Origin of the sequence: Chryseobacterium sp. OV279 (genome assembly GCF_900128945.1) — a bacterium.
Taxonomy (GTDB): Bacteria; Bacteroidota; Bacteroidia; order Flavobacteriales; family Weeksellaceae; genus Chryseobacterium.
Genome location: NZ_FQUD01000005.1, coordinates 73487 through 97326, shown reverse-complemented (window position 1 = coordinate 97326; position 23840 = coordinate 73487). Strand labels below are relative to the sequence as shown.

General features: G+C 39.0%; 25 protein-coding genes. 24 read left to right on the top strand and 1 reads right to left on the bottom strand.

Features of this window, described 5'->3' with window-relative positions:
- Nucleotides 1-35 precede the first annotated feature (35 nt).
- From BUA72_RS21780 to BUA72_RS21760, 7 genes are all read left to right on the top strand, one after another.
- Nucleotides 36-1838, top strand: a complete 1803-nt coding sequence (locus BUA72_RS21780; protein WP_072925172.1) for an endonuclease — start codon at nucleotides 36-38, stop codon at nucleotides 1836-1838.
- Between the two features lie 60 nt (nucleotides 1839-1898).
- Nucleotides 1899-2636 carry a shikimate dehydrogenase family protein gene (locus tag BUA72_RS21775; RefSeq protein ID WP_072925170.1) on the top strand — a complete coding sequence of 246 codons (738 nt, stop codon included), beginning with the start codon at nucleotides 1899-1901 and terminating at the stop codon, nucleotides 2634-2636.
- A 76-nt stretch (nucleotides 2637-2712) separates the two neighbouring features.
- Nucleotides 2713-4518, top strand: coding sequence for a DUF349 domain-containing protein (locus BUA72_RS21770; RefSeq protein WP_072925168.1), 1806 nt, complete (start codon nucleotides 2713-2715; stop codon nucleotides 4516-4518).
- Between the two features lie 63 nt (nucleotides 4519-4581).
- Nucleotides 4582-5610, top strand: coding sequence for a bifunctional diaminohydroxyphosphoribosylaminopyrimidine deaminase/5-amino-6-(5-phosphoribosylamino)uracil reductase RibD (ribD, locus tag BUA72_RS21765; RefSeq protein ID WP_072925166.1), 1029 nt, complete (start codon nucleotides 4582-4584; stop codon nucleotides 5608-5610).
- Between the two features lie 166 nt (nucleotides 5611-5776).
- Nucleotides 5777-5959, top strand: coding sequence for a bacteriocin-like protein (locus BUA72_RS24285; protein ID WP_139259665.1), 183 nt, complete (start codon nucleotides 5777-5779; stop codon nucleotides 5957-5959).
- Between the two features lie 233 nt (nucleotides 5960-6192).
- A complete protein-coding gene (locus BUA72_RS24865) occupies nucleotides 6193-6369 on the top strand; it encodes a bacteriocin-like protein (protein WP_410493338.1) in 177 nt (58 codons plus the stop codon).
- 78 nt (nucleotides 6370-6447) lie between these two features.
- Nucleotides 6448-7050: an IMPACT family protein gene (locus BUA72_RS21760; RefSeq protein ID WP_072925165.1), complete on the top strand. Its 603-nt coding sequence runs from the start codon at nucleotides 6448-6450 to the stop codon at nucleotides 7048-7050.
- Here the strand turns inward: BUA72_RS21760 and BUA72_RS21755 are convergent.
- Nucleotides 7047-7757, bottom strand: a complete 711-nt coding sequence (locus BUA72_RS21755; protein WP_047454732.1) for a zinc metallopeptidase — start codon at nucleotides 7755-7757, stop codon at nucleotides 7047-7049. The two genes, BUA72_RS21760 and BUA72_RS21755, sit on opposite strands and share 4 nt — an antisense overlap.
- Before the next feature lie 104 nt (nucleotides 7758-7861).
- On the opposite strand from BUA72_RS21755, the gene BUA72_RS21750 reads away from it, so the two are divergent.
- From BUA72_RS21750 to BUA72_RS21675, 17 genes are all read left to right on the top strand, one after another.
- Nucleotides 7862-8995 (top strand): GNAT family N-acetyltransferase, encoded by a 1134-nt coding sequence (locus tag BUA72_RS21750; RefSeq protein ID WP_047454730.1) that lies wholly within the window; start codon nucleotides 7862-7864, stop codon nucleotides 8993-8995.
- Nucleotides 8996-9121: 126 nt separating this feature from the next.
- A complete protein-coding gene (locus BUA72_RS24550; protein ID WP_175548924.1) occupies nucleotides 9122-9298 on the top strand; it encodes a hypothetical protein in 177 nt (58 codons plus the stop codon).
- Nucleotides 9299-9419: 121 nt separating this feature from the next.
- Complete coding sequence (locus BUA72_RS21745) at nucleotides 9420-9791, top strand: NADH-quinone oxidoreductase subunit A (protein WP_034730696.1); 372 nt, start codon at nucleotides 9420-9422, stop codon at nucleotides 9789-9791.
- Nucleotides 9792-9886: 95 nt separating this feature from the next.
- Nucleotides 9887-10447, top strand: a complete 561-nt coding sequence (locus tag BUA72_RS21740) for an NADH-quinone oxidoreductase subunit B (RefSeq protein WP_047454729.1) — start codon at nucleotides 9887-9889, stop codon at nucleotides 10445-10447.
- A 5-nt stretch (nucleotides 10448-10452) separates the two neighbouring features.
- Nucleotides 10453-10947 carry an NADH-quinone oxidoreductase subunit C gene (locus BUA72_RS21735; RefSeq protein WP_034730701.1) on the top strand — a complete coding sequence of 165 codons (495 nt, stop codon included), beginning with the start codon at nucleotides 10453-10455 and terminating at the stop codon, nucleotides 10945-10947.
- A 60-nt stretch (nucleotides 10948-11007) separates the two neighbouring features.
- Complete coding sequence (gene nuoD / locus BUA72_RS21730) at nucleotides 11008-12231, top strand: NADH dehydrogenase (quinone) subunit D (protein WP_034730704.1); 1224 nt, start codon at nucleotides 11008-11010, stop codon at nucleotides 12229-12231.
- Nucleotides 12232-12359: 128 nt separating this feature from the next.
- Nucleotides 12360-12869 carry an NADH-quinone oxidoreductase subunit NuoE family protein gene (gene nuoE, locus BUA72_RS21725; protein WP_034703555.1) on the top strand — a complete coding sequence of 170 codons (510 nt, stop codon included), beginning with the start codon at nucleotides 12360-12362 and terminating at the stop codon, nucleotides 12867-12869.
- Between the two features lie 87 nt (nucleotides 12870-12956).
- Complete coding sequence (gene nuoF / locus BUA72_RS21720) at nucleotides 12957-14315, top strand: NADH-quinone oxidoreductase subunit NuoF (RefSeq protein WP_034730706.1); 1359 nt, start codon at nucleotides 12957-12959, stop codon at nucleotides 14313-14315.
- Between the two features lie 5 nt (nucleotides 14316-14320).
- Nucleotides 14321-15202, top strand: a complete 882-nt coding sequence (locus BUA72_RS21715) for a hypothetical protein (protein ID WP_139259664.1) — start codon at nucleotides 14321-14323, stop codon at nucleotides 15200-15202.
- A gap of 43 nt (nucleotides 15203-15245) precedes the next feature.
- Complete coding sequence (locus tag BUA72_RS21710; RefSeq protein WP_034730719.1) at nucleotides 15246-16244, top strand: NADH-quinone oxidoreductase subunit G; 999 nt, start codon at nucleotides 15246-15248, stop codon at nucleotides 16242-16244.
- A gap of 95 nt (nucleotides 16245-16339) precedes the next feature.
- Complete coding sequence (gene nuoH, locus BUA72_RS21705; RefSeq protein WP_034730721.1) at nucleotides 16340-17404, top strand: NADH-quinone oxidoreductase subunit NuoH; 1065 nt, start codon at nucleotides 16340-16342, stop codon at nucleotides 17402-17404.
- A gap of 112 nt (nucleotides 17405-17516) precedes the next feature.
- On the top strand, nucleotides 17517-18074 hold the full coding sequence (locus tag BUA72_RS21700) for a NuoI/complex I 23 kDa subunit family protein (RefSeq protein ID WP_034703566.1): 558 nt from the start codon (nucleotides 17517-17519) through the stop codon (nucleotides 18072-18074).
- Nucleotides 18074-18571, top strand: a complete 498-nt coding sequence (locus BUA72_RS21695) for an NADH-quinone oxidoreductase subunit J family protein (RefSeq protein WP_034703568.1) — start codon at nucleotides 18074-18076, stop codon at nucleotides 18569-18571. The genes BUA72_RS21700 and BUA72_RS21695 overlap by 1 nt, the downstream gene beginning before the upstream one ends.
- 4 nt (nucleotides 18572-18575) lie before the next feature.
- Nucleotides 18576-18905, top strand: coding sequence for an NADH-quinone oxidoreductase subunit NuoK (gene nuoK / locus BUA72_RS21690; protein ID WP_034730724.1), 330 nt, complete (start codon nucleotides 18576-18578; stop codon nucleotides 18903-18905).
- A gap of 3 nt (nucleotides 18906-18908) precedes the next feature.
- Nucleotides 18909-20822 carry an NADH-quinone oxidoreductase subunit L gene (nuoL, locus tag BUA72_RS21685; RefSeq protein WP_072925163.1) on the top strand — a complete coding sequence of 638 codons (1914 nt, stop codon included), beginning with the start codon at nucleotides 18909-18911 and terminating at the stop codon, nucleotides 20820-20822.
- Nucleotides 20822-22315, top strand: coding sequence for a complex I subunit 4 family protein (locus tag BUA72_RS21680; RefSeq protein ID WP_072925161.1), 1494 nt, complete (start codon nucleotides 20822-20824; stop codon nucleotides 22313-22315). The genes nuoL and BUA72_RS21680 overlap by 1 nt, the downstream gene beginning before the upstream one ends.
- A gap of 99 nt (nucleotides 22316-22414) precedes the next feature.
- Nucleotides 22415-23800, top strand: a complete 1386-nt coding sequence (locus tag BUA72_RS21675) for an NADH-quinone oxidoreductase subunit N (RefSeq protein ID WP_034730734.1) — start codon at nucleotides 22415-22417, stop codon at nucleotides 23798-23800.
- The last annotated feature ends 40 nt before the right edge of the window (nucleotides 23801-23840 follow it).

Sequence of the window (23840 nt, the reverse complement as noted above, 5' to 3'; positions counted from 1 at the left end):
AATTTTTTGTACCTTTACGGCCCAATTTTTTTTAAATGAAACGAATTTTATCCTTTTTTCTGCTGAGTTTTACAATTATCATTGTATCAGCACAAGCACCTGCCACCTATTATGACGGAACGGCAGGTCTAAGCGGTGTAACTTTAAAAAATAAGTTAAACCAAATCATTACGAACGGTCATCAGGCTAAAAGCTATGCTGGATTATGGATTGCTTACCAGACTACCGATCGCGACTACTTTTATGAAAATGACGGAAGTGTTTTAGATATTTATTCTGAAAATCCAACCGGCGCAGATCCATACAATTTCACCATCGGCACTAACCAGTGCGGGCAGTATTCCGTTGAAGGCAACTGTTATAACAGAGAACATATTGTTCCGCAAAGTCTTTTTGATGAAGCTTCACCAATGGTAGCTGACGTCAACTTCATCAGAGCAACAGACGGAAAAGTAAACGGAATGAGATCTAATTATCCTTTTGGGAAAGTGGGTACAAGCCCATCATTCACCTCTCAAAACGGATCAAAATTAGGTACATCTGCATCTGCCGGATATTCAGGAATTGTATTTGAACCTATTGATGCGTTCAAAGGTGATGTAGCAAGAATGATCTTTTATTTTGTAACGAGATATCAGTCCCAGCTTGCAGGTTTTACTTCTGCAAATGGAACAGGAGGTATGCTTGGAACAACAGCATTTCCGGGACTGCAAACCTGGGAACTTGACCAGCTAAGAGCATGGCATGCAGCGGATCCGGTATCACCTGCTGAAATTTCAAGAAACAATGCCACTTACGAATATCAGAGCAATAAGAATCCTTTCATTGATCACCCTGAATTTGTGGAGCTGATCTGGGGATCACAGGTTCCGGATTCTCAAGCTCCTACAGCCGCCACCAACCTTACTACTCAAAATCCTACTGCCAGTACGATATCTCTAAGCTGGACAGCTGCTACAGATAATATTGGTGTTGCAGGTTATGATGTATATGCTAACGGAATATTAAAAACAACGGCTTCAGGAACTACAGCAACGGTTCAGGGACTGACACCTTCTACGACTTACACTTTCTATGTAATTGCCAGAGATGCAGCAGGAAATTCTTCTCCGCAGAGCAATTCTGCAGATGGGACAACCCTTGCAGGGCAGCCTGGAGGAAATACAAGCTGTGGAACAGAAAATTTTGAAACTATTACAGGTGCTCCAAACACATATGCAACAACAATATGGACCAATAATAATATTACCTGGACTGCAACAGATGCAAGAACTGACCAGACTATTTCAGGGAAAGCAATTACCATCAGAAACGGAAGTCTTACAAGCAGCGCTATTTCAGGAGGCATTGGAAGCATATCTTTAAAAGCCCAGCTGAAATTTGGCGGGGATGCCGGTAATCTTAACGTTCAGATCAATGGAGTAACAGTAGGAACAATAGCTTACAGCGGAACAGCTCCAACAGCTCCAATTACAATTAATAATATTAACGTAAGCGGTAATATTGTCATTAAAATTGTAAATCCGATAACAACGAACAGAGTAGCTATTGATGACCTTACCTGGACATGTTTCGGTGCCCTTGGCACTTCAGATGTGAAAAAAGATCAATCTGAATTCTCAGTTTATCCTAACCCGGTAAAAAACAATGAATTATTTGTGAAAGGTGAAAACTTAAGCAAAATTTCAAAAGCTCAGATCTATGACCTTTCCGGAAAGCTTATAGAAGTGATTGAAAATCCTTTCAAAAACTCTAATAAAATAAACCTTAAAGGTCTTACCAAAGGAAATTACATCCTGAAAACAGACCGTTTCTCTACAAAATTCATTGTAGAATAAACTTGAAAAATATTTGATAACAAAGACCGATTTATTCGGTCTTTTTTTTATTTTTGATGTATGGAATCCAATAAAAAATTAGGGCTGATAGGAAGAAATATTTCCTATTCCTTTTCCAAAAAATTCTTTGAAGACAAGTTTCAGAAGCTGATGCTGAAAGACTTTACCTACGATATTTTTGATCTGAATGAAATTGATGAAGTAGAGAATCTCCTTACCGATCCGGAACTTTTAGGATTCAATGTCACCATCCCATACAAGGAAAAGATTGTTGATTATCTTGACGGGCTCAGTGATGAGGCTGAAAAAATTGGCGCTGTGAACTGTGTTTTGATTAGAGACGGTAAAAAAACAGGTTACAATACGGATGCTTTCGGTTTTGAAAAAACACTTCTGCTCCATAAGAAAAGTTATCAGGATAAAGCTTTGATCCTTGGAAACGGAGGCGCTGCAAAAGCTGTAAAATATGTAATGGATAAACACGGAATTCCATCCATTACGGTTTCCAGAAATTCTGAGATTAATTTTGAAAACCTCGACAGCAAGACGGTTTCCGACCATAAAATTATTATCCAGTGTACGCCGGTAGGCACATTCCCGAATGTGGAAGACTGTCTGGAATTCCCTTTTGACGGGATCACGCCGGAACACCTGATCATCGACCTGATCTACAACCCGAACTATACTCAGTTCATCATTAAAGCATCCGAAAAAGGAGCCAAAACTGTGAACGGATATTACATGCTTGAACAGCAAGCAGAAAAAGCTTGGGAAATTTGGAATTTTCAAAAAAAATAACCTAAATTAGTACCTTAATTGGCTTTACAGCTATATATCAAAAGGATATTAACGCCACTCACATAAAAGATTTGCTATGACTACAGAAAACAATCTTTCTGAAAACGAAGAAAATAAAATTCCTAACGAAGTATCTCAGGAGGAAACGTCAGAAACGCCCGTACCTCATGGTGAAACTACTCATGATGATGATGCAGAGCATATTGAAGAGGATCACACTGATGATATTTCTCTGGCTGATGCTTTGAAAGAAATGGAAAAAATCATCAATACGGCCAATGCTGGTGAAAATTTCAAAAGATTCAATCAGTTAAAAGAAAAAGCAAGTCATTACATCCATGATGAAGTGGAAGACAAGAAGCATGAATATGCAGAAGGCGGAAATGCTCCTGAAAATTTCAGCTACGAGCACCCTTTACAGTCTAAACTGTCTGCCCTGATCAATATTTTCAGAGAAAAGCACGACACATATCAGAAATCTCAGGATGAAGAGCAAAAGAAAAACCTCGATCACCGTCAGAGTATCATAGAAAGACTTAAAAATCTGTATACCAATTCTGAGCCGGGAACCAACCTTTTCAAATCCATCCGTGAGATCAAAGAAGAATGGTCAAAAGCCGGACAGGTAGCAAAATCTGAATTCAAGATCCTTAACAATAATTATTTCCACCACCTGAACCAATTTTATCAGATGCTGGATCTGAATAAAGAATTCTTAGAGCAGGAATTCAGCCACAACCTTGAGAAAAGACAGCACATCATTGCCCGCGCCAAAGAGCTAGAAAGCGAGCCTGTGATTCAGAAGGCCCTGAACGAGCTTCAGTACCTTCACAAACTTTGGAAAGAAGAAGCAGAACCGGTAGCAGAAGAATTCCGTGAAAAAACATGGGAAGAGTTTAAAGAAATTTCCAACAAGATTCACGAAAGAAAATCTGAGCTTTCTGCCGCTATTGAAGGAGAACAGAATGACAATCTGGAAAAGAAAAACCAGATCATCGCGGAAATCAAAAAACTATCTGAGCCTGCTGAAACGCCTAATCACGGTTACTGGCAGAACTCCATCAAAAGAGTGGAAGATCTTCGTACCGAATTCCTAAAAACAGGAAGTGTTCCAAGAAAACTGTCCAACCAGAACTGGAATGATTTCAAAACAACGCTTAGAGGTTTCAACACGACAAAGAACAATTACTATAAATCTCTTAAAGGTTCTCAGCAAGCCAATCTGGAAGACAAATTGAAACTGATCCAGACTGCTCAGGACAATATGAACAATGAAGAATGGGATATTGCTGTTCCGTTATTCAAAAAGCTTCAGGAAGACTGGAAAAAGATCGGGCACGTTCCAAAGAGCATGACCAATAAGATCTGGGATGAATTCCGTGATGCCTGTAATACGTTCTTCAACAATTACAGAGAGAAAAACAATGCGTCCAACGACAACTGGAAAGAGAATTACAAGCAGAAAAAAGAAATTCTCGAAGACCTGAAAACGGTTTCCAATGACGAAGGCAGCATTGAAAAAATTGAAGCCATAAAAACGGCCTGGAACAATATCGGGAAAGTACCGAGAGACAAAATCGCGATCAATACCGAATTCAACAGAACGTTGAGAGAAAAGCTGAAGCTGAATAAAATCAATGAGCTTGAACTGAAGGAAGAAGGATTAACAGAGAACCAACTTACCGATAAAGCAAGAAAGATCAAGAGCCAAATCTCTGACCTTGAGAGCGAAATTGTAAAACTGGAAAACAACCTGGCATTCTTCAAAAACCCGTCAAAAGAAAATCCACTTCTAAGAGATACCTTCAATACCATCGACGAGAAGAAAGTACATCTTGAAACTTTAAGACAAAATCTTCACAATATTATTGCAGGAGAATAATCTATTAAACAATATAATAAAGGCGGAGCAAAGAAATTTGTCTTCGCTTTTTCTTTTCACCCTATGAACAACGACGAATTATATATCAAAAGATGCATTGAGCTCGCCCAAAAAGCACTGGGCAAAACCTACCCCAATCCTCTTGTAGGCAGCGTGATCGTACACGACGGAAAGATCATAGGAGAAGGATATCACCATAAAGCCGGCGAAAATCATGCTGAGATCAATGCCATCAATTCTGTAGAAGATAAAAGTCTGATTCCGGAATCTACGATCTATGTTTCCCTGGAACCCTGTGCGCATTATGGGAAAACACCTCCATGTGCTTTAAAAATTAAAGAACTGGGATTCAAACAGGTGGTTATCGGTGCTATGGATTCTCATGATAAAGTGAATGGAAAAGGAAAGAAAATCATTCAGGATGCCGGAATAGAAGCCATTTCCGGAATACTGGAAAAAGAATGCATTGAATTAAACAAAAGATTTTTCACCTATCACGAAAAGAAAAGACCCTATATCATTCTGAAATGGGCAGAATCCGGAGACGGATTTTTAGATAAAGACTTTAAACCCACCGCCATTTCAAATGCATTGGTGAATCAGTTTGTGCATCAATTAAGAGCAGATGAACACGCCATTTTAGTCGGAACACAAACGGCTTTAAATGATAATCCAGGTTTGACCGTAAGAAATGCTGAAGGAGTGAATCCTGTACGAATTCTTATAGATTTTGACTTAAAAGTTCCCAAAGACTTTAAAATATATAATGACGAAGCACAAACGCTGATCATCAATTCGATAAAAGAAGAAACGGAAAGCAACGTTAAATTCATCAGAGTCGGGAAAGAGAATTTCCTGCCGGATCTTATGACTGCACTTTATAAGGAACAGATACAATCCGTTATTATAGAAGGCGGAAGCTATACCCTACTGCAGTTTATTAAGGCTGGACTCTGGGATGAAGCCATCATCATTCAAAACGAAGGTCTGAAACTTGAACATGGAACGAAGGCTCCTAAACTGGATGTAAAACCTTACGATATCAAAACATTTAGAGACAACACTATTTCATTTTATCTGCATGATCATTGAGATTAAAATCATACCAATTAAAATGATTTTAAACCATTTCTACATCAATCAATATTAACATGATCATAAATTCAATTTAACATAATAAAATTCTCTACAAATCATATTTTCAGCTGAAATTAATTAAGTAACTTAATGGTGAATTAACTAATATAAATCATCATACATGAAAAATCTAAAGAAAATTTCAAGAATCGGCTTAAAAAGCATTAGCGGTGGAGCATTTGTAACCTGTACGCTACCTAACGGACAATCTACACGATGCAGAGATAAGTGCCCTCAGGATTTTTGCGGTCCTACAAGTTATATGTGCTTAATTCCAATGGATCTTTGCGGAGATGGAATCTAGTTATTAAGTATAAAATTTAAAAAATCTAAGGAGCTGTCAAATATTTTGACGGCTTTTTTTATTGATCCTTCAGTATGTACATTTTTTTTAGATCTAATATAATCACAAAGAAAAACAACTATAAATACATATCATTCAAAAACTTAACCTAAAAATATTTTTTGATTTTTTCAATTTTATTGGATTTAATTGCTTACCTTTTTATTAAACTAACCATCAAATTCAATATTTACATGAAAAATTTAAGAAAACTATCAAGCAGAGAATTAAAGACCATTCAGGGAGGAATCCAGGGATGTTATTATTTAGCAAATGGCACCTACTTTTGTCCTTGCAGACCCGGTTACTTTAGATGCGTTCCCACGGACGCCAGTGAAGTCTGTAAACCAAATGGTACCATATGTATTTAAAATAAAAAGGAGCGGAAACGCTCTTTTTTTTATCAATATATAAACCGTAAATTTGCAGTTCAAAAGTTACGGAACGGTATGTTCGAATACAAAACGATAGAAAAACCCATAGAAAATACTTTATTAAAAGAAAAAGGAAGCAAGTTCATCGGATTTGCATTTCCTGTCAATAATGAAAAGGAACTGAAAAACGCGCTGGAGAAAGTAAGGTCAGAACATCCAAAAGCAACCCATCACTGCTATGCTTTCAGAATGGGGCTGGAAGGAGAAAACTACCGGGCCAACGATGACGGAGAACCTTCAGGAAGTGCAGGGCTTCCCATTTACAACCAGCTTTTAGCCCATGAAATCACCAATGTACTCGTTATTTCCGTGCGTTATTATGGCGGAACAAAACTCGGTGTTTCCGGATTGGTAAAAGCCTATAAAGAATGTGCAAAGATTACTCTGGAGGAAGCGAATATCATCATCCGGGAACTTGAAGCAGAAGTTGCAATTCAGTTCAACTTCAATCAGCAGAATACGATATTTACCCTGCTTTCTAAATTTGATGCGAAGGTTTTGAGTTTTGATGCTAATGAAAACTGCATATTGACCGCCTCTTTAAAATTGGCCCAAAAAGAAAGCATCTCAGATAAATTATCCGAGATGCAGTATGTTTCATTTGAATTTAAAGATTAATTTCTTCTTCCGCCAAGCAGTAAAGATCCCCAGTAAAGAAGTTGTGCCAGCGATCCGATGGCCGCCACCACATAGGTTCTTGCTGCCCATTTCAGACTGTCCTGTACGCCTACAAATTCTTCCTGAGTCACTGTGCCGGTATCTTTAAGCCATTTCATCGCTCTGTTACTCGCATCGTATTCAACGGGAAGCGTTACAAAAGCGAAAAGTGTCGTCATGGCAAACATGGCTACTCCAATCGCAAGAACGGCTGTATTTCCATTCGGATCTTCAATAGATCTTGTAGCCGCCATGATCCCAATACCTGCAAGCAGGACAAACTGCATCAGATTAGACGTTATATTGACAACAGGAACCAGTTTTGAACGCAGATTCAGCATTGAATATCCTACAGCATGCTGTACCGCATGACCGCATTCGTGAGCTGCTACTGCCGCCGCAGCCGCATTTCTCTGCATATAGACTCCTTCAGAAAGATTAACTGTTTTATCTGCCGGATTATAGTGGTCCGTCAGCTGACCGGGAACTGAAATTACCTGTACATCATTGATCCCGTTATCTCTAAGCATCTTTTCTGCCACTTCTTTCCCCGATAAACCATTTCTGAGATGTACATTGGAGTAATATTCAAATTTCGATTTCAATCTTGATGAAACCCACCAGCTCACCAGCATTGAAATACCGATAATGATATAATAACCCGTCATTTTATATAGATTTTTGTGTTTAAATTTTAACCATAATGATGTAAAAACTGTGCCAAAGTATTACATTTTATTATTTATATTTGTCCTCTAATTACCCTCTAATTATGTCAGAAGTTTCAGTTATTGAAGTAAAAAATCAAAGCGAATTAAAACAATTCGTAAGGTTTCCAATGGATCTTTATAAAAACAACCCCTATTATGTTCCTTCTTTTATCAAAGACGAATTTAAAATCTGGGACGCCAAAGAAAATCCGGCTTTACATTATTCAAAATCCAAACAGTATCTGGCTTTAAAAGACAATAAAGTAGTTGGAAGAATCGCTGTGATCATCAATCATAAGGAGGAAAAAGAACTGGGCATTAAAAAAGTCCGTTTCGGATGGATCGATTTTATTGACGATAAAGAAGTTTCCAAAGCTCTGATTCAAAAAGCCATAGATTACGCTAAAGAACATCATATAGATAAGATAGAAGGACCAATGGGCTTCACCAATCTCGATAAGGCAGGAATGCTGACGATGGGATTTGAAAAGCTGGCTACCATGATCGGAATCTATAATCACGCCTACTATCCTAAACATCTGGAAGATCTTGGACTGACCAAAGAAAAAGAATGGGTAGAATATGAGATGAATTTCCCGAAAGTTCTCCCCGAAAAAGTAGAAAAATTCAGCGGTCTGATCGCACAGAAATACAAGCTTAAGGTTCTTGATTTCAAATCAAAACAGGAAATTTTACCGTTTGTAGAACCGATGTTTAAGCTTCTGGATGAAACCTATAAACATCTTTCTACCTACACACCTATTTCAGACGAGCAGATTCAAACGTACAGAGAAAAATATTTCCCGTTTATAGACAAAAACTACGTCATCTGCGTCGTAGATGAAAATAATGAACTTGTTTCATTTGCCATCACCATGCCTTCTTATTCAAAGGCTTTACAGAAATCTAAAGGAAAACTGTTTCCTTTCGGATGGTGGCACTTTTTACAGGCAGGAAAGAAAAACGACCGCGCCAATTTCTATCTGATCGGAATTCACCCTGAATACCAGAGACGTGGTGTTACAGCCATTATATTCAAAGAGATTTTCGTTCGTTTTACCAGTATGGGAATTGATTTTGCCGAAACCAACCCGGAGCTGGAAGAAAACAAAAGCGTTCAGGTTCTGTGGCAGGATTACAATCCGGTGAACCATAAGAGAAGAAGAACTTACTCATTAATGATAAGCAATGAGTAATGAGCAATGAGTAATCGTTGATGGGTTATTAGTGACTTATTTCAAATTTAAAGCTAATAACTCATATTTTTCGTCTCGTAATATGAACCCCGTATCTCTTAACCCGTAACACGCATCCCCCACCCCATGAAACCACATCTCATAGTTTTCGCCGTTCTGATCTCAGCATTTATCGCCTATAACTTCTTTTTCCGCATCGAGGATGACAGAATAAATACGGTAGTTAACATAATCTTAGCCAGTATTCTTTTCGGATACATATCATTTATGGCCTATTCTCTGCTCAGAAAAATGAAGAAATAGACACTATTTTTATTGATTCTAAATTACCGGTTTTCCCTATTTTCAACCCACTTTTAGGCTTATTAATTTCATGCTTTCTTGTTTATTCGCTAAATTTGCAAATTGAGATAATAATGCAAAAATGAATTTACCTGAAAGTTATATTCCAATCCTTCTTCAAGCAGGTGTAGCAGTGGCATTTGTAGCCGTTTCTTTGCTTGGAGCCCATTTTCTGGGACCGAAACAGAAGAAAGGAAATTCTGTAAAAAACCAAAGCTGGGAATGTGGAGTTCCTGTGGAGGGCAATGCGAGAACACCGTTTTCCATTAAATACTTCCTGACTGCGGTATTGTTCGTACTATTCGATATTGAAATCGTATTTTTTTACCCGTATGCGGTTAACTTCAGAGAATTCGGAGTAGAAGGATTCCTGGCCGTACTTACCTTCGTCGCAATCTTCTTCATGGCGTTTTTCTATGTTTGGAAACGCGGTGCACTAGATTGGGATAAATAAATTTTAACATTAAAAGATTTAATGTATTTAACGAATTTAAAGATGGATAAGTTTTTAAATTTTTAAATGTTTGAATCTTTAAATATTTAATAAAAATGTCAGATAAAAAACCAGTAATAAGAACAGATGCACCTGCTCCCGAAGGATTTGAAGGAGAAGGGTTTTTCGCAACGAAACTGAGCAGTGTGATCGGGATGGCCAGGAAGTTTTCTCTTTGGCCTTTACCATTTGCAACCTCTTGTTGTGGTATCGAGTTTATGGCTACCCTGAACCCTACGTATGATGCTTCGAGATTTGGTATGGAAAGAAACTCTTTCTCCCCAAGACAGGCAGATATGCTGATGGTTTGCGGAACGATATCTAAAAAATTAGGACCTGTCCTAAAAGAAGTTTACACTCAGATGGCTGAGCCGAAATGGGTGGTGGCTGTTGGTGCCTGTGCATCCAGCGGTGGTATTTTTGACACGTACTCTGTATTACAGGGAATCGATAAAATTATTCCGGTAGACGTATACGTTCCGGGATGTCCTCCAAGACCGGAGCAGATCATTGAAGGCGTAATGCAGGTTCAGGCTCTTTGCGAAAGCGAAAGCATCAGAAGAAGAGATATGCCTGAATACCAGAAATTACTAGATTCTTACAACATAAGCAACTAAGGGAAATGACAAACGAATTTGTATTAGAAGCTATTACAAGAGAATTTCCGGATTCTGTGATTTCGAGTTCAGAACCTTATGGAATGCTGACGATTGAAGTAAAGAAGGAAGATATCAAAAAGATCATTCATTATTTAAGAGACTCATCACTGGAATTTAATTTCCTTACTGATATCTGCGGTATTCATTACCCTGAGTTTCCTGAAAAAGAGATCGGTGTTATCTATCACCTGCACAATATGATGGCTAATTTCAGATTACGTCTGAAGATCTTTATGTCCAGAGAAAATGTAGAAGTAGATTCTCTTGTAGAATTATTTGCCGGAGCGAACTGGATGGAAAGAGAAACTTTTGATTTCTACGGAATTAAATTCAAAGGACATCCTGATCTGAGAGCGATCCTGAATATGGAAGACCTTGGATACCATCCGATGTTGAAGGAATACCGTCTGGAAGATGGAACAAGAACAGATAAGGACGATAATATGTTCGGAAGATAAAAAGCGAATGGCCAATGGCAGCCAGCCAATAGCCGGAAGCAAATAGCTAAAGCAATCATTATGAAAGATAACTCATTATCTAATATACTTAACCAGTACGAAAGTAAGGAGCAGATTGACGGGCAGCTGTATACCCTCAATTTAGGACCTACCCACCCTGCTACCCACGGGATCTTCCAGAATATCTTAACGATGGACGGAGAAAGAATCCTTCACGCAGAGCAAACGGTAGGATACATCCACAGAGCATTTGAGAAAATTTCCGAAAGAAGAAATTATGCTCAGATCACTACCCTTACCGACCGTATGAATTACTGTTCAGCGCCTATCAATAACCTGGGTTGGCACATGACAGTAGAAAAGCTGATCGGCATAGAAGTTCCTAAGCGTGTAGATTATATGCGTGTTATTTTAATGGAACTGGCCAGAATCGGTGATCACCTGATCTGTAACGGGGTAACCGGGATGGATGCAGGAGCCATTACAGGTCTTACCTATATGTTCATCGAAAGAGAGCGTATTTACGATATGTACGAGCAGATCTGCGGAGCGAGAATGACGACGAATATGGGAAGAATCGGAGGATTTGAAAGAGATTTCACCCCGAAATTCCATGAGCTATTACAGGATTTCTTAAAAACTTTCCCGGCAAGATTCAAAGAATTCGGAACTTTACTGGAAAGAAACAGAATCTTTATGGACAGAACCATTGGTGCAGGAGCAATCTCTGCCGAAAGAGCATTAAGCTATGGTTTTACAGGTCCGAACCTACGTGCAGCCGGCGTAGATTATGACGTAAGAGTTGCACAGCCTTATTCTTCTTACGAGGATTTCGACTTTATCATTCCTGTAGGAACTGCAGGTGATACATACGACCGTTTCATGGTTCGTCAGCAGGAAATCTGGGAATCACTGAAAATCATCAAACAAGCATACGAAAATCTTCCTGAAGGACCATTCCACGCGGATGTTCCTGATTTCTATCTTCCTGAAAAGGCAGATGTTTACAAGAAAATGGAAGCGTTGATCTACCATTTCAAAATCGTTATGGGAGAAACTGAAGTGCCTAAAGGAGAAGTTTACCATGCTGTAGAAGGTGGAAACGGAGAATTAGGATTCTATTTGGTGAGCGACGGAGGAAGAAGCCCTTACAGACTTCACTTCAGAAGACCATGTTTCATCTACTATCAGGCCTATCCTGAAATGATCACAGGTTCTGTAATTTCAGACGCGATCGTTACCATGTGTAGTATGAATATTATTGCGGGAGAATTAGACGCATAATATAGTAGACAAAAAGATAACAGAAGAAAGATAAAAGACTTTCTTCAACCCAATATAAATACGAATTTAGAATAACGGACTTTAGAATCTTTTTTCTTTGTTCTTTACTCTTTAATCTCAGATAAAAAATGAGCGAAACAATAGCTTTTAAACCGGAAAGTTTAGAACAGGTACACAAAATTATCGCAAGATATCCTGAGGGAAGACAAAAGTCTGCTCTTCTTCCTGTACTTCACTTAGCACAGAAAGAATTCGGAGGATGGTTAGACGTTCCTGTAATGGATTATGTTGCTGAATTATTAAGTATTAAGCCAATTGAAGTATATGAAGTAGCTACTTTTTATACCATGTTCAATATGAAGCCGGTTGGTAAATATGTTTTGGAAGTATGCAGAACCGGACCATGTATGGTGTGCGGAAGCGAGAAAATTCTTGATCATATCAGAACCAAGCTGAACATTAAGGACGGAGAAACTACCGAAGACGGAATGTTTACCCTGAAACCTGCTGAATGTCTTGGAGCTTGCGGATACGCACCAATGCTTCAGCTGGGGAAATTCTTTCATGAAAATTTAACGATAGAAAAAGTAGATGAAATCCTTGATCTTTGCAGACAGGGACAGGTTGCTTTGGACTAAATAAATTTTAAATTAATTAAAAAAGGCGCAAAGCTGCCACACTGAGCTTGTCAAAGTGTAGAAGCCGTTCGCTAAAAGCATATAACAATGAGTAAAAAACTTTTACTTAAAGACGCACATATAGAAGGCATTCGCTACTTTGAAACGTACCGTAAACAGGGAGGTTACACCGCAGCTGAAAAAGCCTTGAAAATGACACCTGACGAAATTCTTGAAGAAGTAAAAACTTCAGGACTTCGTGGACGTGGTGGAGCTGGATTCCCGACAGGGATGAAATGGAGCTTTCTGGCAAAACCGGAAGGCGTACCAAGACACCTGGTTGTGAATGCCGATGAATCTGAGCCTGGAACTTTCAAGGACAGATATCTGATGGAATTCCTTCCTCATCTATTGATCGAGGGAATGTTGATCTCATCTTTTGTTTTAGGTTCAAATGTTTCTTATATCTACATCCGTGGAGAATATTCATGGATTCCGGATATTTTAGAAGAAGCTATTGAAGAAGCTAAAGCAGCAGGATTTTTAGGTAAAAACATCTTAGGAACAGGTTACGATCTGGAAATTTATGTTCAAAGAGGTGGTGGAGCTTATATCTGTGGTGAAGAAACGGCATTGCTTGAATCTCTTGAAGGAAAAAGAGGAAATCCAAGATTAAAACCACCATTCCCAGCTGTAAAAGGACTTTGGGAAAGACCAACGGTAGTAAATAACGTGGAATCTATTGCAGCTATCGTTCCGATCATTGATATGGGAGGAGCTGAATATGCTAAAATCGGGGTAGGAAGATCTACAGGAACGAAATTGATTTCGGCTTGTGGAAACATCAACAAACCTGGAGTTTACGAAATCGATATGACCATTACGGTTGAGGAATTCATTTATTCTGATGAATACTGCGGTGGAATTAAAGACGGAAAAAAATTAAAAGCCTGTATCCCCGGAGGAAGCTCTGTTCCGATTGTTCCTGCTAATTTATTATTAAGAACGGTAAACGGAGAACCAAGATATATGAACTATGAATCATTGGCAGACGGTGGTTTTGCTACCGGAACTATGATGGGTTCAGGTGGTTTCATTGTTTTGGATGAAGACCAGTGTATCGTAGAACATACCATGACTTTAGCGAGATTTTATCATCATGAGAGTTGTGGACAGTGTACCCCTTGCCGTGAAGGAACGGGATGGATGCATAAAATCCTGAAGAAGATAGAGAAAGGAGAAGGAAAAATGGAAGACATCGACCTTCTTTGGGATATACAGAGAAAAATTGAAGGAAATACCATCTGCCCATTAGGTGATGCAGCGGCCTGGCCGGTTGCAGCAGCGATCCGTCACTTCAGAGACGAGTTCGAATGGCATGTGAAAAACCCTGAATTATCTCAGACACAAAATTATGGATTGGCACATTATGCAGATCCTATTCCTGCTGTTGAAAAAAATGCGTAGCTGAAATGAAAAACTTATTGGTTGTTGCCATAATGATGTCGGGGGTTGCTTTCGGGCAAGTTAAAAAAGATACATTAGACAAAGAATATAAACTGGAGGTAACTCCATACAAAGCTGAAAAGAAAGAAAAACCCTTACCATTGAGTAAAAAAGGTCAGGTGTTTGTTTTCTATGGATGGAACAGAGGCGCTTTCAGCAATTCTGATATCCATTTCACGGGAAACGGCTACGATTTTCAGTTGAATAATGTACAGGCAAGAGATAAACCTACCAAGTTCGGAATCGTTTATATTGATCCAAGCTGGTTTACCGTAACACAGTATAACTTCAGATTGGGGTATTTTATAAAGGATAATCTAGCGCTTGTTTTAGGGATAGATCATATGAAATATGTGATGAAACAGGACCAGACGGCTAATTTTTCAGGAACAATTTCAGATCCGAAATATGCAGCAATGGTACAGAACGGACAGGTTAATTTAGCCGACAGCCAGTTCCTTACTTTCGAGCATACAGATGGATTGAATTATGAAAATTTAGGTCTTGAGAAATACAAAAATCTTATTCATAAGAAAAATATAGATTTAGTATGGTCTTACGGTGCAGGAATCGGGGTGATGTTTCCAAAAAGTAATATCAAGCTTTTCGGAAATGAAAGAAGCGACCGTTTTCACGTTGCAGGTATGGGAACCGACCTTAGAACCAGCCTTAACATGGTTTTCTGGAAAAACTGGATGATCAGAGCAGAGGCTAAAGCCGGATATATCAATATGTGGAATATCAAGACTACATTGAATAACAAGCCGGATAAAGCACGTCAGGATTTTGTTTTCGGACAGGTCCTTGCAGGAGTCGGGTATACATTTAACACGAAGAAGTATAATTAAAATATAGCTTAACGCCTTAAAAGCATAAGCGAAAGCATAGAATATGAGCGAAGAGGTTAAAAAATTCAAAATAACTATAGACGGACAGACTACTGAAGTTTTGCCTGGGACTTCTATTTTGGAAGCTGCCAGACAAATTGGTGGAAAATCTGTACCTCCTGCAATGTGCTATTACAGCAAATTGGAAACCAGTGGAGGGAGATGTAGAACTTGCTTAGTCGAAGTTTCGAAAGGATCTGAAGCAGATCCGCGCCCTATGCCTAAATTAGTTGCTAGTTGCAGAACTAACGTAATGGACGGTATGGAAGTGAAAAATCTTTCTTCTGAAAAAGCTCAGGAAGGTAGAAAAGCCGTTACCGAATTCTTATTGGTGAACCACCCTCTGGACTGCCCTGTGTGCGACCAGGCCGGTGAATGCCACCTTCAGGATCTTGGCTACGAGCACGGAAACCTTGAAACCAGAACTGAATTTGAAAGAAATACTTACGAAGCAGACGATCTTGGTCCGAATATCAAGTTGAATATGAACCGTTGTATTCTTTGTGCTAGATGTGTATTGGCAGCCAATCAGTTAACAGGTGAAAGAGAGCATGGTATTCTTTTCAGAGGAGATCACGCTGAAATTTCTACTTATTTAAATAAAGCTTTAGATAATGACTTTATCGGAAATGTTATCGACGTTTGCCCGGTAGGTGCATTAACAGACAGAACTTCCCGTTTTGCAAGCAGAGTTTGGTTTACAAAGCCAATGAATGCAACCTGCAAATGTGATAAATGTTCAGGAAAAGCCGTAGTTTGGATGAAAGGTGACGAAATTGTAAGAGTTACTGCCAGAAAAGATCAGTGGGGTGAAGTGGAAGAATTCATCTGCGATACCTGTCGTTTCGAAAGAAAAGAACTGTCTGACTGGAATATTGAAGGTCCTAGACATATCGACAGACACTCGGTCATTTCATTGAACCACTACGAAAAACCTAAGGATGAACTAAGAGTATTAGACAATCCTATGGCAAAAGAAATCAGTGAAAAAGACGAAAAATAATTAATAAGACTTCAGATCTCAGACAACAGACGTCAGACCGTAGATTTTCAATCTGATATCTGGCATCTGACATCTAGTATCTAAATAAATAAAAAATGGATTTACTAACATTTAAACTTATACTTGTACTAGCACTTTTCCTGCTGTCTCTTACGATAGCCGCCTACTCTACCTGGGCTGAAAGAAAAGTTGCCTCTATCATGCAGGATAGAATTGGTCCCAACAGAGCAGGGCCTTTCGGACTGCTGCAGCCACTGGCCGACGGTGGAAAGTTTTTCTTTAAAGAAGACTTTACTCCTGCCAATGCTGAAAAGTTTCTTTTCGTATTGGGACCGGCATTGGTTATGTTTATTTCATTGATCACAGGAGCGGTTATTCCCTGGGGTAAAAGTTTAAATATTGCAGGTACTTCTTTTGATTTACAGGTGGCCAACATTGACGTTGGGGTACTTTTCATCATTGGAATGGCTTCAATCGGTGTATACGGAATCATGATCGGAGGTTGGGCTTCGAATAACAAATATTCATTATTAGGTGCTATCCGTGCTTCTTCACAGATGATCTCTTACGAACTGGCGATGGGATTAGCATTGCTTTCTATCATCATGATGTCAGGAAGTTTAGATTTAAAAGAAATTACGGAAAGTCAGACAACTGGAAAATTATGGGGAGTTATTCCCTGGATTTCCGGTATGAACTGGAATATTTTCTACCAGCCGATTGCCTTCCTTGTATTCTTCGTAGCTGCTTTGGCAGAAACCAACAGACACCCGTTCGATTTACCGGAATGTGAATCTGAATTGGTAACAGGATATTCTACGGAATATTCATCGATGAAGTTAGGATTGTATATGTTCGGTGAATATGTGAACATGTTTATCTCCAATGCTTTCATGGTCGTTCTTTTCTTCGGGGGTTACAACTATCCAGGAATTGAATGGGTTACTCAGAACTGGGGTGAAAACGCTGCGGGAATTTTGAGTATCGTAGCATTTTTAACGAAAACGGTAATCGGAATTCTGATCTTTATGTGGATCAGATGGACGCTTCCAAGATTTAGATATGACCAATTAATGCACTTAGGATGGAAAACACTTATCCCAATGGCATTAGTAAACCTATTGATTACAGGTGCTGTAATTTTAGCATTTGCCAACTAGAATAATTTGAAAATGAGATGATGTGATGATGTGATAATATGGTGATGCGGGAAATAAAAACCCACTTCCATCTTCTAACATCTAACGTCTAACATCTAACATCTATAATTAAATGAAACTTACAAACAGATCAAAAGTTGTTTCCAACAAAGAAATGACCCTTGCTGAAAAAATCTACCTTCCTGCTATTTTTACCGGGATGGGGATTACATTTAAGCATGCTGTAAGAACCGTGATAAAAGGTGCTCCGGCAGTATATTCATATCCGGAAGTACAGAAGCCCAGAACCACTATCTGGAGAGGTCAGCACGTTCTGAAAAGAGACGAAGAAGGCAGAGAAAGATGTACAGCCTGTGGACTTTGTGCCGTAGCCTGTCCTGCAGAAGCCATCACCATGACGGCTTCAGAGAGAACGAAGGAGGAAAAAGGTCTTTACAGAGAAGAAAAATATGCATCAGTTTATGAAATCAATATGCTGAGATGTATTTTCTGCGGGATGTGTGAAGAAGCCTGTCCTAAATCTGCGATCTATCTTACAGACAGATTGGTGGATGTAGAAACCAACAGAGGATCTTTCATCTATGGAAAAGACAAATTGGTTGAAAAAATAAATGAAAGGATTGACATTACGACTAGACAATCCGAGAAACAAAAAAATGCGGTAAAATAATGGATCAGTTTTTATTTTTCTTGGTGGCGTTTTTAGCAGTAGCTAGTGCAGTGTATTTTGTGTTTGCAAGAAATCCGCTCTATGCTATTTTGTCATTAATTGTTACGATGTTTTCAATTGCGGGAATGTACATTCTTCTGAATGCCCAGTTCCTTGCAATCATTCAGATCATAGTGTACGCAGGAGCCATCATGGTATTATTCCTTTATATCCTGATGATGCTTAACCTTAATAAACAAGACGAAAGTAAGAAGAACAATACTTTAAAATTTGTTGGAGTTTTTACAGCCGGTCTTTTATTAATTGGAGTTTTAGGCGTATTCAGAGGCGTTCAGGACAATCACATTGTTGTTGAAAATGTAGACAAGGGTGTAGGTCTTACGAAAAATCTGGGCAGACTTTTGTTTAATCAATATGTTTTACCGTTTGAGCTTGCATCCATCCTTATTTTGGCAGGTATTGTAGGTGCGGTATTAATCGGTAAAAAAGATTTATAAAATTATGGGAGAAGTAAATACATTTATACAAAGCGTCCCTCTTAACTATTTCATCATGCTTTCTTCAGTATTATTCTGTCTGGGAGTATTGGGAGTACTGTTGAGAAAAAACGCTATTGTTATTTTGGGCTGTGTAGAGCTTATGCTGAATTCTGTAAACCTTTTATTGGCTGCTTTTTCAGCGTATAAAGGAAACGGAGACGGACAGCTTTTAGTTTTCTTCATTATGGTGGTAGCCGCCGCTGAAGTTGCGGTAGGTCTGGCAATTATTGCTATGCTGTATAGAAATACCCGTTCTGTGGATGTAAGTATATTTAATAAATTAAGAGGATAAGGAATGGAAAATTTAGTGTATGCAATAGTACTTTTACCACTATTAGGGTTTCTTATTAACGGTTTATTCGGGAAAAATCTTCCAAAAATATTTGTAGGCTCTCTGGCTACAGCTATGGTTTTCGGATCATTCTGTATCGCAGTAAGTCTTTTCTTGAAATTTGATTCTGAAAGTCAGCCTGTCATCGTAAAAGCTTTCGAGTGGTTTACGGTAAACGGGGTTCAGATCAATTTCGGATTCCAGATTGATCAGCTTTCATTAATGATGGTGATGATCATCACAGGTATCGGATCCCTGATCCATTTATATTCTATCGGATATATGAGCCACGACAAAGGTTTCTATAAGTTCTTTACTTATCTGAATCTTTTCATCTTCTCGATGCTGCTTTTAGTAATGGGAAGCAACTACCTGATCCTGTTCATCGGATGGGAAGGTGTTGGACTTTGTTCTTATCTGTTGATCGGATTCTGGTATACCAATGAAGAGTATGGTAAAGCAGCAAGAAAAGCTTTCATCATGAACAGAATTGGTGACCTTGCCTTACTGATCGGGATCTTTATGATTGCGGCTCAGACCAATGCAGTGGATTTCCTTACCGTAGCACAGAACTCTTCAAAATTTGAATTAGACGGAACAGTAATTATCTTTATTACGGCCAGTTTATTTATCGGAGCAACCGGTAAATCTGCTCAGGTTCCTTTATATACATGGTTACCGGATGCGATGGCCGGTCCTACTCCAGTATCAGCGTTGATCCACGCGGCAACGATGGTAACGGCAGGTATCTATTTAGTGGTAAGATCAAACTTCTTATTTACTTTAGCACCTACGGTTCAGGGAGGAATTTTATTCATCGGATTCTTAACAGCTGCTTTGGCTGGATTTTATGCACTTCGTCAGAACGACATCAAAAAAGTATTGGCCTACTCTACCGTTTCACAGCTTGGATTTATGTTCATTGCTTTAGGACTGGGAGCTTATACGACAGCGATGTTCCACGTAATGACGCACGCATTCTTCAAAGCACTATTATTCCTGGGAGCAGGTTCTGTGATCCACGCGATGAGCAACGAGCAGGATATGCGTTTCATGGGAGGTCTGAAAAAATACATCCCTATTACCCACGCTACATTCCTTATCGGAACACTGGCAATCTCAGGTTTCCCTTTATTATCAGGGATGATCTCAAAAGACGAAATTTTAGTAGCAGCATTCGCTAAAAACCCTGTTTACTGGGTGATCTTATTTGTTTTAGCGGCAATGACTGCAACGTATATGTTCAGACTGTACTACCTGACTTTCCACGGAGAATTCAGAGGTACGGAAGATCAGAAACATCACTTACACGAAAGCCCGTCTAATATGACCCTTCCGTTGATCGTTCTGGCTATCCTTTCTGTGCTTGGAGGTTTCATTAACCTTCCTCACTTCATTGGACACGGTCATTATGCTAAATTAATGGAATGGCTGAAGCCTGTTCTTACCGAGCAAAGCTACAACCAGATGGAAGCTACTCTTTCGGGAGTTCCGTTTGGGACTGAAATGATCTTATTAGGCGCTACAGTTCTGATGTTCTTCACCGTATGGTTTATCGTAAAAAATACCTACGTGAAAAAGAAAAAAATGGCTCTGGCAGAAGAAAGCTATACCGGATGGGAGAAACTTTCTGCTAAAAAATTATATGTAGACGAACTTTACAATGCATTGATTGTAAAAACTGTTGAAGGATTAGGACGCGGAGGAAAGATGTTTGATAAAGGGATCTTAGACCGTTTTGTAGACTTTGTAGGCGAAGGCGCTGAAGACAGCGGAAAAGCGATGAAGCGTATCCAAAACGGAAATGTAGAGACTTATATTCTTATCATGTCTTTAGCAGTGGGAATTATACTGATTGTTAACTTTATATTACAATAATGTCTGGTTTATTATTAACATTATTACTATTACCTCTAGTAGGTTCGGGATTAGTTTTTGCATGGAAAAATAAATCCAGCAAATATTTGGCGCTAGGAATAGCTTTGATCCAAATGCTTATTACATTCTACATCGCAGCGGATTTTGATTTTAATCCAACGGTGGACAGTGTATTGCAGCACGAAATCAACTACCCTTGGTCACAATTTATTAAAAGCTCACTTCATTTCGGCATTGACGGGATGAGTCTGCTGCTTTTACTGTTGACCAATATCTTAACGCCCATCATTATTTTATCTTCGTTTAACGAAAATGTAAACTACAGAAATACATTCTACGGTCTGATTCTGCTGATGCAGTTCGGTCTTGTTGGGGTGTTCACTTCTTTAGACGGACTGTTGTTCTACATTTTCTGGGAAGTAACCTTGATACCGATCTGGTTTATCGCCGGACTTTGGGGTCAGGAAAATAAAAGATTTGAATTCACAACGAAATTCTTCGTTTATACATTTGTTGGATCGTTATTTATGTTAGCCGGATTGATCTATGTGTACAACCACTCTGCATCATTCGCTTTAACAGATTTATACAATGCTCAGCTTAATGAAGTACAGCAGACAGTAGTATTCTGGTTCATTTTCTTTGCATTTGCAGTGAAATTACCAGTATTCCCTTTCCATACGTGGCAGCCGGATACCTATACCTACTCTCCTACTCAGGGGTCCATGCTTTTATCAGGGATCATGCTGAAGATGGCCGTGTATGGTGTTATCCGTTATTTGCTTCCGATCACTCCGCTTCCTATTGCAGGAATTTCAGGACAGATCGTAATTATTTTAGCTATTGTAGGAATTGTTCACGGTGCTCTCATCGCGATCATCCAGACCGATATGAAGAGAATCATTGCGTATTCTTCTTTCTCTCACGTAGGATTAATGGTAGCAGGGATCTTCTCTTCTGCAGTGATCACGTTAAGAGGAACATTCAATATTGAAGGAGCCGAAGGGGCACTGGTACAGACTTTTGCTCACGGTATCAACGTAGTGGGATTATTCTACTGCTGTGATATTTTATATAAGAGATTTAAATCAAGAGACATCAGACAAATGGGAGGTTTAGCCAAAGTGGCTCCTAAGTTTGCCGTGTTGTTCCTGATCATTATATTAGGTTCAATGGGAGTTCCATTAACCAATGGATTCATCGGAGAATTTATTTTGCTGAAATCGGTATATGATTTCAACGGACTGGCAGCAGTGATTGCAGGTCTTACTGTAATTCTTTGTGCCGTGTACCTGTTGAGATTCTACGGAAAAGCAATGTTCGGTGAAGGAGACGAAGCCGTTTTAAGTACAGCTAAAGATTTATCCGCTGTTGAATTTTCTGTATTGGCAAGTTTAGCGGTTTTCGTGATCCTATTGGGCATTTTCCCACAGCCGGTGATCGATATGGTGAGCAGTTCGCTGAAGTTTATCTACACAGCAATGGCTAATTAGAAGATTAAAAGATTTAAAAATTAAAAAATTAAGAGATTAAGAAATGAGGAATCACAAATTGTGTCTCAGCTCTCATGTCTCACATCTCAAATCTATATTATGAGTGTTTTAATTATTGTTTTCCTAACGGCAGTTATTGCGTTATTTTCGGGAGTTTTTGAACAAGGAAAATTCGCAAGATACATTGGGATTTTAGGATTGATCATCGCATTATATGTAAGCTTCTTACCTGAATGTGCTTTCTTCGAAAAGTACAGACACATGTATGAGTACACTGCAAATACGGCGTTATTCACCAAAATTTCTATTGTAACAACCTTATTGTTATTCTTCCTGGGAGGCTTTGCGTTCAGCAATCACAGAAGCCACCAGTCAGAATTATATGCACTGATGCTTTTTGCATTATGCGGAGGGATCGTCCTTTTCGGATTCCAGAATTTGGTTACTCTTTTCTTGGGAGTAGAAATTCTTTCCATCCCGTTATATGTAATGGCCGGTGCCAACAAAACTGATTTAAGATCAAACGAAGCTTCGATCAAATATTTCTTAATGGGTGCGTTCGCTACAGGTTTCTTACTGTTCGGGATTGCATTTATCTACGGAAGTACCGGAAGCTTTGACTTGTATAAAATACAGGATTTCGGAGTTAAAAATCCGCAGGACGTTATGTTCATCTTAGGTGTTCTGCTTATTCTTTGTGCGCTGGCATTCAAGGTAGCATTAGCTCCTTTCCACATGTGGAGCCCGGATGTATATGCAGGTTCGCCTTCACTGATCACGGCATTCATGGCGAGTGTGGTAAAGATCTCAGGATTCTTTGCTTTATTCAGATTAATGACCATCGGATTTGGAGGCGTTACAGAACATTGGATTAACATCTTCGGAGTATTCCTGATCATTACATTACTGTTAGCGAACGTTATGGGTCTTGCCCAAACCAACGCCAAAAGAATGTTAGCCTACTCTTCTGTATCTCATGCAGGATATATCGGATTGGTATTCTTCGGAATGACCAGCCTTTCTACGTACAACCTGGCATTCTATTTATTCGCTTACTCATTATCAACCGTAGGTGTTTTTATGTGTCTGATTTATGTAGAAAAATTAAAAAGAGAAACCTCTTTCGGAGCCTTCAAAGGATTGGCAAAATCAGAACCTCTATTGGCTACAGTAGCGGCGATCTCTATGCTTTCAATGGCAGGAGTTCCACTTACAGCTGGATTTATGGGGAAATTTGCATTATTCTCCCAGGCGATGAATTCTAAGCATGGCGTTTTCTTAGTACTGGTAGCTGTACTGGGTTCTGCAGTATCTATTGCTTATTATTTAAGACTGATCATTTCAATGTTCTTCTTCAAAGAATCTACATTCAAATCTTCAGAAAAAGTAACCCTTACGTACAATATCGTAGCGGTATTTATAATTGCATCTATTATTATGTTGGGTGTTTTCCCTGACCTGTTCGCAAGACAGTTCGGATTGTAAAATTCCCATATAAAAATATAAAAAGCACAACTTTTCAGTT

Bases quoted from the DNA above. Each gene is read 5' to 3' on its own strand.
- BUA72_RS21755 (WP_047454732.1), bottom strand. From the start codon at position 7,757: ATGACGGGTTATTATATCATTATCGGTATTTCAATGCTGGTGAGCTGG.
- BUA72_RS21760 (WP_072925165.1), top strand. From the start codon at position 6,448: ATGTTCGAATACAAAACGATAGAAAAACCCATAGAAAATACTTTATTA.
- BUA72_RS21710 (WP_034730719.1), top strand. From the start codon at position 15,246: ATGAGCGAAGAGGTTAAAAAATTCAAAATAACTATAGACGGACAGACT.
- BUA72_RS24285 (WP_139259665.1), top strand. From the start codon at position 5,777: ATGAAAAATCTAAAGAAAATTTCAAGAATCGGCTTAAAAAGCATTAGC.
- nuoK (WP_034730724.1), top strand. From the start codon at position 18,576: ATGGGAGAAGTAAATACATTTATACAAAGCGTCCCTCTTAACTATTTC.
- BUA72_RS21740 (WP_047454729.1), top strand. From the start codon at position 9,887: ATGTCAGATAAAAAACCAGTAATAAGAACAGATGCACCTGCTCCCGAA.
- BUA72_RS24550 (WP_175548924.1), top strand. From the start codon at position 9,122: ATGAAACCACATCTCATAGTTTTCGCCGTTCTGATCTCAGCATTTATC.
- BUA72_RS21780 (WP_072925172.1), top strand. From the start codon at position 36: ATGAAACGAATTTTATCCTTTTTTCTGCTGAGTTTTACAATTATCATT.
- nuoD (WP_034730704.1), top strand. From the start codon at position 11,008: ATGAAAGATAACTCATTATCTAATATACTTAACCAGTACGAAAGTAAG.
- BUA72_RS21745 (WP_034730696.1), top strand. From the start codon at position 9,420: ATGAATTTACCTGAAAGTTATATTCCAATCCTTCTTCAAGCAGGTGTA.
- BUA72_RS21735 (WP_034730701.1), top strand. From the start codon at position 10,453: ATGACAAACGAATTTGTATTAGAAGCTATTACAAGAGAATTTCCGGAT.
- ribD (WP_072925166.1), top strand. From the start codon at position 4,582: ATGAACAACGACGAATTATATATCAAAAGATGCATTGAGCTCGCCCAA.
- BUA72_RS21750 (WP_047454730.1), top strand. From the start codon at position 7,862: ATGTCAGAAGTTTCAGTTATTGAAGTAAAAAATCAAAGCGAATTAAAA.
- BUA72_RS21775 (WP_072925170.1), top strand. From the start codon at position 1,899: ATGGAATCCAATAAAAAATTAGGGCTGATAGGAAGAAATATTTCCTAT.
- BUA72_RS21770 (WP_072925168.1), top strand. From the start codon at position 2,713: ATGACTACAGAAAACAATCTTTCTGAAAACGAAGAAAATAAAATTCCT.
- nuoF (WP_034730706.1), top strand. From the start codon at position 12,957: ATGAGTAAAAAACTTTTACTTAAAGACGCACATATAGAAGGCATTCGC.
- nuoL (WP_072925163.1), top strand. From the start codon at position 18,909: ATGGAAAATTTAGTGTATGCAATAGTACTTTTACCACTATTAGGGTTT.
- BUA72_RS24865 (WP_410493338.1), top strand. From the start codon at position 6,193: ATGAAAAATTTAAGAAAACTATCAAGCAGAGAATTAAAGACCATTCAG.
- BUA72_RS21675 (WP_034730734.1), top strand. From the start codon at position 22,415: ATGAGTGTTTTAATTATTGTTTTCCTAACGGCAGTTATTGCGTTATTT.
- nuoH (WP_034730721.1), top strand. From the start codon at position 16,340: ATGGATTTACTAACATTTAAACTTATACTTGTACTAGCACTTTTCCTG.
- nuoE (WP_034703555.1), top strand. From the start codon at position 12,360: ATGAGCGAAACAATAGCTTTTAAACCGGAAAGTTTAGAACAGGTACAC.
- BUA72_RS21695 (WP_034703568.1), top strand. From the start codon at position 18,074: ATGGATCAGTTTTTATTTTTCTTGGTGGCGTTTTTAGCAGTAGCTAGT.
- BUA72_RS21700 (WP_034703566.1), top strand. From the start codon at position 17,517: ATGAAACTTACAAACAGATCAAAAGTTGTTTCCAACAAAGAAATGACC.
- BUA72_RS21715 (WP_139259664.1), top strand. From the start codon at position 14,321: ATGAAAAACTTATTGGTTGTTGCCATAATGATGTCGGGGGTTGCTTTC.
- BUA72_RS21680 (WP_072925161.1), top strand. From the start codon at position 20,822: ATGTCTGGTTTATTATTAACATTATTACTATTACCTCTAGTAGGTTCG.